The 11727-nt window shown below is 65.4% G+C and carries 9 protein-coding genes; 6 read left to right on the forward strand and 3 right to left on the reverse strand.

Annotated elements, in window-relative coordinates; all coding sequences use genetic code 11:
• Nucleotides 1–8: 8 nt before the first annotated feature.
• Genes U9J33_RS18110 through U9J33_RS18120 form a run of 3 tightly spaced genes read right to left on the reverse strand, consistent with a single transcriptional unit; the run spans nt 9 to nt 3327 of the window.
• A complete protein-coding gene (locus U9J33_RS18110; RefSeq protein ID WP_324699628.1) occupies nt 9–1106 on the reverse strand; it encodes a beta-N-acetylglucosaminidase domain-containing protein in 1098 nt (365 codons plus the stop codon).
• Complete coding sequence (nagA, locus tag U9J33_RS18115; protein ID WP_324699629.1) at nt 1103–2254, reverse strand: N-acetylglucosamine-6-phosphate deacetylase; 1152 nt, start codon at nt 2252–2254, stop codon at nt 1103–1105. The genes U9J33_RS18110 and nagA overlap by 4 nt, the downstream gene beginning before the upstream one ends.
• Entirely contained in the window at nt 2251–3327 is a 1077-nt protein-coding gene (locus tag U9J33_RS18120) for an SIS domain-containing protein (RefSeq protein WP_324699630.1), read from the reverse strand. Before U9J33_RS18120 ends, nagA begins: the two co-directional genes overlap by 4 nt.
• A gap of 117 nt (nt 3328–3444) precedes the next feature.
• Here U9J33_RS18120 and U9J33_RS18125 point away from each other — a divergent pair, with 117 nt between their 5' ends.
• The 6 genes from U9J33_RS18125 (at nt 3445) to U9J33_RS18150 (ending at nt 11649) form a co-directional block, all read left to right on the forward strand.
• Complete coding sequence (locus tag U9J33_RS18125; RefSeq protein WP_185999691.1) at nt 3445–4302, forward strand: protein phosphatase 2C domain-containing protein; 858 nt, start codon at nt 3445–3447, stop codon at nt 4300–4302.
• Nucleotides 4302–5408 (forward strand): anhydro-N-acetylmuramic acid kinase, encoded by a 1107-nt coding sequence (locus U9J33_RS18130; protein ID WP_324699631.1) that lies wholly within the window; start codon nt 4302–4304, stop codon nt 5406–5408. Before U9J33_RS18125 ends, U9J33_RS18130 begins: the two co-directional genes overlap by 1 nt.
• Nucleotides 5409–5571: 163 nt before the next feature.
• A complete protein-coding gene (locus U9J33_RS18135; protein ID WP_185999693.1) occupies nt 5572–8298 on the forward strand; it encodes a TonB-dependent receptor domain-containing protein in 2727 nt (908 codons plus the stop codon).
• Between the two features lie 116 nt (nt 8299–8414).
• On the forward strand, nt 8415–9977 hold the full coding sequence (locus tag U9J33_RS18140) for a sodium:solute symporter (RefSeq protein ID WP_185999694.1): 1563 nt from the start codon (nt 8415–8417) through the stop codon (nt 9975–9977).
• A 46-nt stretch (nt 9978–10023) separates the two neighbouring features.
• Nucleotides 10024–10914: an N-acetylmuramic acid 6-phosphate etherase gene (locus tag U9J33_RS18145; RefSeq protein WP_185999695.1), complete on the forward strand. Its 891-nt coding sequence runs from the start codon at nt 10024–10026 to the stop codon at nt 10912–10914.
• Nucleotides 10915–10920: 6 nt separating this feature from the next.
• A complete protein-coding gene (locus U9J33_RS18150; protein ID WP_054441935.1) occupies nt 10921–11649 on the forward strand; it encodes a GntR family transcriptional regulator in 729 nt (242 codons plus the stop codon).
• The last annotated feature ends 78 nt before the right edge of the window (nt 11650–11727 follow it).

Genomic DNA, 11727 nt, shown 5'->3' on the forward strand with positions numbered 1-11727 from the left:
TTCCCCGGTTACTGGGTCTGGACCTCGTCGTCGGTCATCAGGTCGGCGCCGTCGAGCCAGTGCAGGATCTCGCGCGCGGCGGGATGGTCGATGCCTTCGTAGCGCGCGCGCAGACGGCCGCCGCGAACGCCGAGCCGCTCGTAGCCCACGTCCTGGAGGGCCGGAAGGTCCTGCTGCAACATTACGGCGAATTCATCTCCGAGAAGCCGGCGCGCGGCGGCGGCGAAGGCGGCGCCATAGGCATAGTCGCCGCCCTGGGCATAGACCATCGGCAGCGTCAGCGCCGGGATGCAGCCGAGATGGGCCTGGATCGCCGGGTTGATCGCATGGCCGGAAACATGCTCCGCGATACCTGCCGGGCGGCCGGTGAAGGCGCGCAAGTGCAGGAAGCGCGACATGCGCGCGCCGTCGTTGACGGGCCAGTTGTCCCACAGGCAGACCTTGCGGCCCAGTTCGCCCGCCACGCGTTCGAGATGGGCCGGGCCGATTTCCTTCGCGCAGACTTCCTCGCCCGTCCAGTAGACCTGCACGGCCGGATCGAGCAGGCGGCCGAGCTTGCCGAGATAGTCCGCCGGGCGGTCCGCGAAGACGAGGTCCAGCACCGGATCGTCGGAATAGTACGTCGGGCAGGTATAGACCCGCGTGGCCCGGGTGAGCCCGGCGCAGAAGTTGACCACTTCGGCCTGACGCTCCGCAAGTTCCGGCATGTCGCCGCGAAGGTCATCGAACAGCACTGCAAGGTCGTCTATGCCGATGGCGTCAAGCTCGGCGACGCGGCGCGTCAGGTCGGCGCGGGCGGCATCGTCGAAGGGGTGCGTGGAGCCGACCGGCGTGATCGCCATGCCGAAACGCATCCCGGCGCCCCGGCACTCGGCGGAAAGGCGGGCGAGGGATTCGGCCTGCGCGGCGTCATGCGACTTTCGCCATTCGCGCCGCAGCGAGCGGTCCGCCTTGGGGCCGTAGTGGTAGAAGCCGTAACCGGCCTCCGCCAGCGTCCTCACCACGTAGCTGCGCTCGGCCTCGTTCCAGATACGGCCGAAGCGCCCCTCGATCAGGCCCAGTTCCGGCTGAAGCACGGGCTTGGCGGCAGGAGCTTGCCGGGTCATTCCCGGTGATCCTCGCGGGCGCCGCCGATCCAGGTCGAGCGGACCAGACGGTCATCGCCCAGGTGGACGAGATCGGCGCGAAGGCCGGGCGCGATGGCGCCGGTTTCATGATCCAGCCGCAGGAAACGGGCGGGATTGCCGCTCGCCATGCGCGATGCGGTCACGATGTCGCAGCCGATCATGTCCATCGCGTTGCGCAGGGCCTGCGCCATGGTGAGCGCTGAGCCTGCCAGCGTGCCGTCCGGGCCGGTGCACATGCCATTGGCGACCTTGATGTCCTGATCCATCAGCGTGAACTGCCCCAGCGTGCCGCCCACCGGCGGCATGGCGTCGGTGACGAGCATCACGCCTTCATCGCCGCGGGCTGAAACCGCCACGCGCATGGCGGCGGGGTGGACGTGGAACCCGTCCACGATCAGGCCGAAGTGGCTGGCGCGGTCCTCCAGCGCGGCGCCGACCATGCCGGGATCGCGGCTGAGGAACTGCGTCATCGCGTTGAACAGGTGCGTGAAGCCGGCCAGCCCTTCGGCCAGCGCCGCGCGGGCCTGGTCGTAATCGGCCAGGCTGTGTCCGGCGCAGACGAGAACGCCCGCCTCGGCAAGCGCGCGCACCGTGCCCTCGGCGGCGAGTTCGGGTGCCAGCGTCACCACCCGGCGACCGGCGGTGGGTGCGGAAAGCCGTGCGATCACTTCGGGATCGACCCGCGTGAAGCGGTTCTGGTCGTGAATGCCCTTCTTGGCGACGTTGAGGTGCGGCCCCTCGATATGGACGCCCAGAACCCCGGGAACGCCTTCCGCCAGCGCGGCTTCGCCCGCTGCGATCGCGGCTTCCACCACTTGCGGGTAATCGCTGATGAGCGTGGGCAGCAGGCCGGTGGTGCCATAGCGGCGATGTGCCTTGGCGATCGCGCGAATGCCCTCGATGCAGGGCATGTCGTTGAACAGCACGTCACCGCCGCCGTTCACCTGGGTATCGATGAAGCCGGGCAGCAGGTAGCCGCCGCCAAGGTCGACGACCGTGCAGTCTTCCGGCAGGGCGCCGGGCGCGGCAAGGCCGTGGATGCGCGCGCCGTCCAGGATCAGCGCCTCGCCTTCCACCACGCGGTCGGCAAGGACGATGCGCGCTCCGATAAGGGCTGTAAGGGTCATAGCGTGCGCGTTACCTTGTTGAGGTGCGGAGGGTTGTCCGGATTGCGACCGCGCGCCAGCGAGAGTTCGTTGGCGAGGCTGTAGAAACTCTGGATCTGCCCGATGGCGCCCAGTACCGGATGAACGTCCGTCCGCGAAGGCAGGACCAGCGCTGCCGGGGCGATGTCCTCGGCAAGCCCGGCGGCGATCACCCGCGCGCCGCGTGCCGCGAAGTCCTCAAGCCGTTCGCGCAGGCCGGTGCGGGCCACGTCGAGCGGGGCGAGCACCAGCACCGGATCGCCTTCGCCCACCAGCGTCATCGGGCCATGGGCCACTTCGGCGCTGCTGAAGGCTTCGGCGTGCAGGCTGGAGGTTTCTTTCAGCTTGAGCGCGGCCTCGCCCGCGATGGGAAGCGTGGGGCCTCGGCCGAGCACCAGCATCTCGCCGGCGTCCCTGAGCAGTTCGACCGCCGCGGTCCAGTCCGCATTCGCGGCTTCTTCCAGCACTTCGCCTGTCGTCTCGAGCGCGGCAAGCAGCGCTTCGTCCTGGCTCCACTCGGCCACGAGATGGGTGAGGGCGACGAGCGTGCAGACGAAGCTCTTGGTGGCGGCCACGCTGGTTTCGGGTCCGGCGTGGACGGGAATGACGATCTGCGCCAGTTCGGCGAGCGGCGATTCGGCGTCATTGACCACCGCGATCACCACCGCGCCCTTTTCGCGCGCATCCTGCGCCGCCGCCAGCAGGTCGGGGCTGCGGCCGGACTGCGAGATCGCGATCAGCGGCACGCCTTCGAAACGCGGCGAAGTGGCATGATAGAGCGAACCCACCGAAGGTGCATGGCTCAGCGTGGGAACGCCGGCATGGGTTTCCAGCAGGAACTTGGCGAAAGCGGCTGCCTGGTCGGAACTTCCGCGCGCAAGGGTGGCGGCGAAAGGCGGTGCCAGCGCGCGGAGTTGCCGTCCGGCCTCGCGAACGAGATCGGCATTGAGCCGAAGCTGCTCGACGCAGCGCTGGGGAGCCTCATGGGCTTCGCGGGCCATCTGCGTACCTGCCTCAGGTGCCGCTCTGGTCTCTTTAGGTGTCGCTAGAGTCATGTCGAGGACAGATACCAGTTTCGATTTTTGGTACAAGTGGCATTAAAGTGGTTTTATATTTTACCGTCGTCGTGATACCGGTCTTACATCGCAAGTGAATTGTGACGGGAGAATCCGATGCTCAGGATCGAGATTGCCGCCTCCGATGGGCAAGGTGAAGTCAATGAGGACCGCTTCGGCTATCAGGGCGATGCGGCATGGGTGATCGACGGTGCCACCGGCATCGGGCCATCGCTGCTCGGCGCGCCGAGCGACGCTTCCTGGCTGGCGCGCAAGGCCGGCGACCTCCTGGCCGACACGCTAGCGCAAGCGCCGGAAATTCCGACCGTGGAACTGCTCCGCCAGGTCATGGCCGGATGCGCCGAAGCGCTGGCACGCGAACAGGTCAGGCCTGCGGACGGCCCGCACGAGCACCCCTCGGCGGCCTTCGCGATGGTGCGGATCATCGGCGGCGAGGCGGAATTCACGACCCTGGCCGACTGCCGAATCGCGGCATGCGAAAGCGGCGGCGGCGCCCGGTTGTTCGGCAGTTCCGCGCTCGATGCGATCGAGGCCCGCACGATCGAGGCGATGAAGGCGATTGTCGCGGAAGAGGGCGATCTCGGTTTCGAGGCGCTCAAGGCCCGGTTGATGCCGGGGCTGCGCGCCAATCGCCGGTTGATGAACCGCGATGGCGGCTACTGGGTGCTCGGCACCCAGCCGGCCGCTGCGGATCATCTCTGGCAAGTGCGGATGCCCGTGCGGCCCGGCCAGAGATTCGCCATCGCCAGTGACGGTTTTCTGCGCCTCGTCGAACTGTTCGGCGCGGCGGCACCGGCCGATCTCCTCGCCATTTCCGGGCAGGAGGACTGGGCGCGCTGGCTTGGGCTGCTGCGCGATCTCGAGGACGAGCCCGATTCGCTGCATCGTTTTGCCCGCGTGAAGCCGCGCGACGATGCCAGCCTTGTTGTCTGTAGCTGGGAGGATGCGCGCTGATGCTGGTCATGGGATACATGAGCGGAACCTCGCTCGACGGTGTCGATGTCGCCCTGATCGAAACCGATGGAGAGCGGATCGATGCTTTCGGGCCGTCGGCGATGATCGCCTTTTCGGCGACCGAACGCGCCGTGCTCGAACGGGCCACGCATGAGGCGCTGGCGTGGGACGGGCAGGGTGAAGAGCCCCGATCCTTCGCGCTGGCGGCGGATGTGATCGAGGGCGCGCATGTCCGCGCCGGTTTCGACGTGATCGCGCGGGCCGGGCGGCGGCCGGACCTGATCGGATTCCATGGGCAGACCCTGCTCCATCGCCCGGAGCGCAAGCTTTCCGTGCAAATCGGCGACCCGCAGGTGCTGGCCGATGCGCTGGGAATTTCAGTCGTGGCGCAGATGCGGCAGGACGATCTCATGGCGGGCGGGCAGGGGGCTCCGCTGGTCCCGGCCTATCATGCCGCGCTGGCAGATCGGATCGGGCTCGATGGGCCGGTGGCTTTCCTCAACCTTGGCGGCGTGGCCAACCTCACCTGGATCGGAGCAGACGGATCGCTGGTGGCGTTCGACACGGGGCCGGGAAATGGTCTTATCGATCAGGTGGTTCAGGCGCATGGCGCCGGTCGCTACGACGATGGCGGCCGGATCGCGGCGGCAGGCACGGTCAATCGGGATGTGCTGACGGACCTGCTTTCGCACGCGCATTTCCGGGGAGAAGGCCCGAAGTCGCTTGACCGATACGACTTTCCTCTCGAATGGGCCGAGGCCTGTTCGCTGGAGGACGCGGCGGCAACGCTCACGGCCTTCACGGCGGAAGCGGTTGCACTGTCGCTCCGCACCTTGCCGCAGGCGCCGAAAGTCTGGGTCGTCTGCGGGGGCGGGAGCCACAATCCCACGCTGATGCAGGCCCTGCGCGATCGGCTTGGAGACTGCCGGACGGCGGACGAAGTTGGCCTTCGGAGCGACTTCGTCGAAGCCGAGGCGATGGCTTTCCTGGCGGCGCGCAGCCTGCGCGGCCTGCCGCTCACCTTCCCCGGCACGACCGGGGTCGCCCGCCCGCTCACCGGGGGCACGATCTGGCGCCCGGAACCGGCCGCGCTCGAATTGGTCTGATATCCTGCCAAATTTTATATCACCACTTGAATACCACACCTTTACATATCCATGACAGGTATGCATGGTGCAAAAACGCTAAAAAGGCACGCCGTCGAGTCTTCGGGTCGCACCAGAAACGACGGGATCTGGGTCCAGGGAAACGAAAATGAGGAAGTCATAAATGGTTAAGTCTCAACGACATACCGTGGCAATCGCAGCTCTCGCCATCGCGCTTTCGCAGGCGCCGGGTACCGCTTTCGCGCAGGCAGCCGATTCGGGCGAAGACGCAAACACCACCGCGGACATCGTCGTCACCGGCACCCGCATTGCGGTAGCCGGCCTGACGTCCAGCAGCCCCGTCGCCTCGACCGGCGAAGAGCAGATCAAGCTGCAGTCGGCGCTCACCGTTGAAGACTTCTCCACCAAGCTTCCGCAGCTTTCCGGCGGCGTTCGCCAGGGTTCGCAGGGCAGCGACGCCTTCGGCGCGCAGGTTCTCGAACTGCGCAACTTCGGCCAGAGCCGCTCGCTCGTCCTGATCGACGGCACCCGCGCAACGCCGTTCAGCTTCCGCAACTCGGCCGACGTCAACGCCATTCCCGCCTCGCTGATCAAGCGCGTTGACGTGCTGACCGGCGGCGCTGCCGCAGTTTACGGCGCAGATGCGGTCGCCGGTGTCGTGAACTTCATCCTGAACGATGATTTCGAGGGCATTCGCGGCACGGCCACCAGCCGCCTGTCCGAACATGGCGGCGCCACTTACGGCGGCTCGATCATGATGGGCACCGGCCTTGGCGATCGCGGCCACATCGTCATCGCGGCAGACTACACCCAGCGCGACCTGATCCGCTCGGGACAGCGGGACTGGGCGGAAACCCCCAACCAGACCATCCCCAGCATCGGCGGCGTCTTCACCGACGTGGCCAGCGGCCGCAAGTTCGGCTTCACCGACAGCGGCGACTTCACGACCAGCCCCTCGGCCACCTCGAACATCTCGGACCGCTACCCGCTGGTATCGCCGCTCAAGCGCATCAACGTCGCGGCGCTGTTCAAGTATGAAATCACGCCCCAGGTCGAAGTCTACGGCCGCGCGATGTATACCAATTCGCGCACCGAAGAGACCGGCACCCCCGGCGCAACCCCGGCCTCTGTGAACCGCACTGTCTCGATCAGCGAGAGCAATCCGTACCTCACCGACGACATCCGCAACCAGCTGACTTTCGTCAACGGAGCGGCGCAGGTGAACGTTTCGCGTTCGCTCGCCGAACTCGGCCTCATCAACTACGAAACCGAGCGGAACACGCTTCAGCTCCAGACCGGCCTGCGCGGTCCCTTGACCAGTGCGGTGAAGTGGAACGTCTACGCCCAGTACGGCCGTTCGACCGAAAACACGCTGATTACCGGCGATGGCCTCGTCACCAGCTCGACCGGCGCCAACAACTTCGCTTCGATCGTCAACAGCGTCAACATCTTCGGCCCGAACCAGACCGAACTCGCCGATGCCCTTGGCAGCTCGATCAACGGGTTCAACCGCAAGCGTGACCAGTTCGTCACGGCGGCAACCCTGAGCGGCACTCTGGAAGAGCTGTTTTCGCTGCCTGCCGGTCCGATCGGCTTCGCCGTCGGCGTCGAATATCGCCGCGAAACCGCCAGCATCGACCAGGATACGGCGCTTCTGACCGGCAATACCTACCGCCAGGGCGTCCAGGCTGCCTACAGCGGCTCGTTCGACGTCAAGGAACTCTACGGCGAAGTCCTGGTGCCGATCCTTCGGGACCTGCCGCTGATCCGCAAGCTCGACGTGGGCGGCGCCTACCGTCTGTCGGACTACAACATGTTCGGCACGCACGGCACCTGGAAGGTCGAGGGCAACTGGGAAGTCGATCGCAACCTGCGCCTGCGCGGCACATACCAGCGCGTCCTGCGCACGCCGAACTTCGGTGAGTTCGCAGCCAGCACCTCGTCGCTGCCGTTCAGCAACCTCGTGACGGTCGACCGCCTGAAGCCGCGCTACGGCGGCGATCCGTGCGTGCTGGGCACCGGCGACGCCGCCCAGTGCGCCCGCTTCGGTGCGCCGGCCGTCGGCTCTGCGGATTCCACGTCTGCCAGCTACCTGACCGGCAACTACTATTACGGCGGCAATCCGGACATCAAGCCGGAAACCGGCTACACCACGACGCTTGGCGCCGTGTTCACACCGACCTTCCTTCCGGGCCTGAACCTGACCGTAGACTGGTACGAGCTTGACCTGCGCGGCGCCGTGGGCGTGATCCAGCCGATCGCGGCGATCACGAGCTGCTACGTCACCAATCCGACCGCCAGCAACCCGCTGTGCTCGCTGGTGACGCGCAACGCGGACGGCACCTTCAAGGACGCCTACGTCAACAACCAGAACCTGGGCCGTCTGCTGCAGCGCGGCTTCGACATCTCGGCGAGCTACACCCTGCATCCGGCATTCCTGCCGGGCGAAGGTGTGCGCCTGAGCTATCAGGGCAACATCGTCACCTCGTACCTGATCCAGGCAAACTCGACGGTTTCGGCGGTCCAGTGCAAGGGCACCTTCGGCGCCACCTGCTCCAGCGACGGCACCACGCTGGTGCAGCCGGACTATCGCCACACGGTCGGCCTCTCCTGGCTGTTCGACAAGGGCGTGGTCCAGTTCGACTGGCAGCGCATCGGCAAGGTCCGGTCCAGCACCGTCGGGTCTACCGAGACGATCTCGGCCCAGAACACCTTCGATCTGTCCGCCTCGTATGAGTTTACCGACGCGATCACCTTCAGCGCCGGCGTCTACAACCTCTTCGACAAGAATCCCCCTTATGTGTCGACGGGCGGTGTCTTCAACACCTTCCCCGACACATACGACATCCTCGGACGCACGATCGGCTTCTCGCTGACCGCGCATATCTGAGGAAAACCCACCCTGCGCGGCGCCCGGTCAACCTCCTCCTCCGGCCGGGCGCCCGCTTTTTTGCAAGGCTCTGATAACGGGAATCCCGTTCAGGGCCGGGTTCGGAGATGAATTCGATGACGCTCCCTTTCTCGATGGCAGACTGGCTGGTGATAGCCGCCTACCTGCTGCTGCTGGTTGCGGGGGGCTGGATCTTCACGCCGCGCAAGACCGAATCCGCGCATGAATACTTTCTCGCGGGCGGCAGCGTTCCGGCCTGGCTCGCGGCGATTTCGGTACTGTCGGCGACCCAGTCGGCAGCGACATTTCTCGGTGGCCCGGATTATGGCTATCACGGCGACCTGACCTATCTCAGCGGCAATATCGGCGGACTGATCGGCGCGATCTTCGTCGCCCACGTCATGATCCCGCGCTTCTACGCCATCAAGGCGACTACGGCCTACGAAATGCTGACCTTGCGCTTCAGCGAGAAGGCGACACGCTGGGCAGGGGGCATGTTCCTCGTCGGCCGTGTATTCGCGGGCGGTGCGCGTGTTTATCTGGCCGCGATCGCCCTTGCCATGGTCATCACCGGCGGCGTCGATGCGCAAGGCATCATGATCGCGGCAGCCGTTCTCGTCGTCGCGAGCGTGCTGTTCACGTTCGTGGGCGGCCTCAAGTCGGTCCTCTGGAACGATCTTATCCAGTTCGTCGTCTACCTCGGTTCGGCCATAGCCGTCCTGGTGTTCCTGCGCATGTCGATCCCGGCCACCACCGGCGATATCATCCAGGGCCTCGCCAATACCCCCGAGGGTGTCAACAAGCTCAAGTTCTTCGATTTTTCGCTCGACCTTTCACGCCCGTTCTCGATGCTCGCGATCATCACCGGTCTGTCGCTGCTCTATATCGCCAATGCGGGCATGGATCAGGACACGACCCAGCGCCTGCTTTCGTGCAAGGACGCCAAGACCGGCGCGCGCAGCCTCTACCTTTCGGTTCTGGCCACCATTCCGGTGGTGGGCATGTTCATCGTCATCGGCCTCCTGCTTTATGTCTTCTATGACCGGCCAGACCTGATGGGCGGCGCCACGGCGGCGGCAGGAAACGAGTTCGGCGGCGAGAAGATCAGCATCTTCATGCACTACATCCTCACCCAGCTTCCCGGCGGCCTGCGCGGTCTCGTAACCGTGGGCATCTGCGCTGCCGCAGTGGCGACCACCAATTCGGCGCTCAACGCGATGTCATCGGTGCTGGTGCAGGACTTCTATCGTCCCTGGCGCGAAAAGCGCGGCCCGGCGCCGGAACGCCATTTCGTTTCGGCCGGACGCGCCGGCATGGGCGTGATCGGCTTTGCCATGTTCGTGATGGCGGTGGTTTCGTTCTACTGGCAGCGTTACAGCGACATGGGACTGCTGGAGTTCGCGCTGCAAGTCATGGTATTTACATATGCCGGCCTGCTGGGTGTCTATTTCACCGCGCTGTTTACGGGGCGGGGCACCACGGGCTCGGTCATCGCGGCACTGCTTGTCGGCTTTGTTACCATTCTGCTGCTTCAGCCCGGTATCGCGCACGCCATCGGCCTTCCGCCGATCCTCAATGGGCTGTCGTTCCCGTTCCAGCTCTGCATCGGCACGGTCGTGGCCTTCCTCGTCTGCGCCGCTCCTGCAGGTTCGGGCAAGCACATGGCCCCGGCCGAATAATGATCCCCGGCCAGATAAACGTCACCGGACAGGGACAAAGGACAACATGAAAACTGAAGCGCTCGACCCCCGTTACGTCGATCTCGACCTCTGGCCGACCGAACTGGCGGTGGAAGCCATGCTCGAAGGCCAGATGGCGGCCATAGCGGCGATCCAGTCGCAGACCGTCGCCATCGCCCGCGCCGCGGAAGCAGCAGCCGGGCGCCTTGGCGAAACCGGCCGCCTCGTCTTCGTCGGCGCCGGCACCTCTGGCCGCCTTGCGGTGCAGGACGGTACGGAACTCTACCCGACATATGGCTGGCCCATGAGCCGCATGGTGTTCCTCATGGCCGGCGGCACCAGCGCGCTTACGGAAGCCTATGAAGGAGCCGAGGACGATGTGGAGGCCGGACGCGCCGATATCGGCAATTGCGGGATCGGGCCTTCCGACATCGTGATCGGCGTCGCCGCCAGCGGCCGCACGCCCTATACCGTTGCCGCAATCGAACAGGCGCGGGCAGTGGGCGCGTTGACCATCGGGATTGCCAACAATCCCGGTTCGGTCCTGCTGGAGAAGGCCGAGCACGCCATTCTGGCGGTGACCGGGAGCGAGATCGTCGCCGGTTCGACGCGCATGAAGGCGGGAACGGCGCAGAAAGCGATACTCAACCTGCTCTCCACCGCGATCATGATCCGCCTGGGCCTCGTCTATCAGGGCCGCATGGTCGCCATGCGCATATCGAATGAGAAGCTCTTGCAACGGGGCAGGGGCATGGTTCAGGATATCGCCGGGGTCGATGCCGACGTTGCGGCACGCGCTCTCGAAGCGGCAGACAACGAAATCCGGCTCGGCGTCATTGTCGCGCTCGGTGTTTCGGCCGAAGAAGGGCAGGAACTGCTCGATGCACACAAGGGCAGTCTGCGCGAAGTCATGCAGGTGCTGGAAAAGCGAGATTGACCGAAGATGCGTGACATTGCCTGGACGCGAAGCGAGGAAGGGACGCCGCTCTATCTGCAACTCGCCCGCAGCCTGCGCGAGCATATCAGCAGCGGCGGGATCGATCCGGGCAGCGCACTGCCTTCTGAGCGCGATCTCAGCGAAATGGCCGGCCTTTCGCGCGTTACCGTGCGAAAGGGCATCGAACAGCTGATCGATGAAGGCGTACTGGTCCGCAAGCAGGGGTCCGGCACGTTCGTTGCCCGGCGGATCGAAACGGCGGGCTCGCGGTTGAGCAGTTTCAGCGACGACACCCGCTCACGTGGCGAGAACCCCGGCGTCGTTTGGATCTACAAGTCCTACGCGCAGCCCACCGAGGAGGAGGCTGCGGCTCTCGAAGTCCCCGCCACGGCGCGTGTCGCCCGTCTTGGCCGCGTGCGCCTTGCCGGTGGCGAACCACTGGCGATCGAACATGCCGTGATACCTGCGGAGTTCATGCCGGACCTCGATAGTCTGGGAGATTCCCTCTATCAGGCGTTGGAAGCGCACGGTTTTCGTCCCACATCCGGCACCCAGCGTGTGCGCGCTTCGTTGGCCACACAGACAGAGGCCGGCATCCTGTGTGTTCAGCAGAATTCAGAAGTGCTGCGGATCGAGCGAACGACGAGGGTTCCCAATGGGCAGATCGTGGAATTCACGCGCTCGGTCTATCGCGGGGATCGCTACGAGTTCGTCACGGATCTCAAGGAAATCTAGGTCAGGGCCCGTGACACCGCGCTCAGCGGTGCATGGTTTAACATAATGTTCATTATCGATCTTGGCATTGATTCTGCG

Source organism: Novosphingobium sp. RL4 (assembly GCF_035658495.1).
Taxonomy (GTDB): Bacteria; Pseudomonadota; Alphaproteobacteria; order Sphingomonadales; family Sphingomonadaceae; genus Novosphingobium.

Bases quoted from the DNA above. Each gene is read 5' to 3' on its own strand.
- nagA (WP_324699629.1), bottom strand. From the start codon at position 2,254: ATGACCCTTACAGCCCTTATCGGAGCGCGCATCGTCCTTGCCGACCGC.
- U9J33_RS18120 (WP_324699630.1), bottom strand. From the start codon at position 3,327: ATGACTCTAGCGACACCTAAAGAGACCAGAGCGGCACCTGAGGCAGGT.
- U9J33_RS18130 (WP_324699631.1), top strand. From the start codon at position 4,302: ATGCTGGTCATGGGATACATGAGCGGAACCTCGCTCGACGGTGTCGAT.
- U9J33_RS18110 (WP_324699628.1), bottom strand. From the start codon at position 1,106: ATGACCCGGCAAGCTCCTGCCGCCAAGCCCGTGCTTCAGCCGGAACTG.
- U9J33_RS18150 (WP_054441935.1), top strand. From the start codon at position 10,921: ATGCGTGACATTGCCTGGACGCGAAGCGAGGAAGGGACGCCGCTCTAT.
- U9J33_RS18135 (WP_185999693.1), top strand. From the start codon at position 5,572: ATGGTTAAGTCTCAACGACATACCGTGGCAATCGCAGCTCTCGCCATC.
- U9J33_RS18125 (WP_185999691.1), top strand. From the start codon at position 3,445: ATGCTCAGGATCGAGATTGCCGCCTCCGATGGGCAAGGTGAAGTCAAT.
- U9J33_RS18145 (WP_185999695.1), top strand. From the start codon at position 10,024: ATGAAAACTGAAGCGCTCGACCCCCGTTACGTCGATCTCGACCTCTGG.
- U9J33_RS18140 (WP_185999694.1), top strand. From the start codon at position 8,415: ATGACGCTCCCTTTCTCGATGGCAGACTGGCTGGTGATAGCCGCCTAC.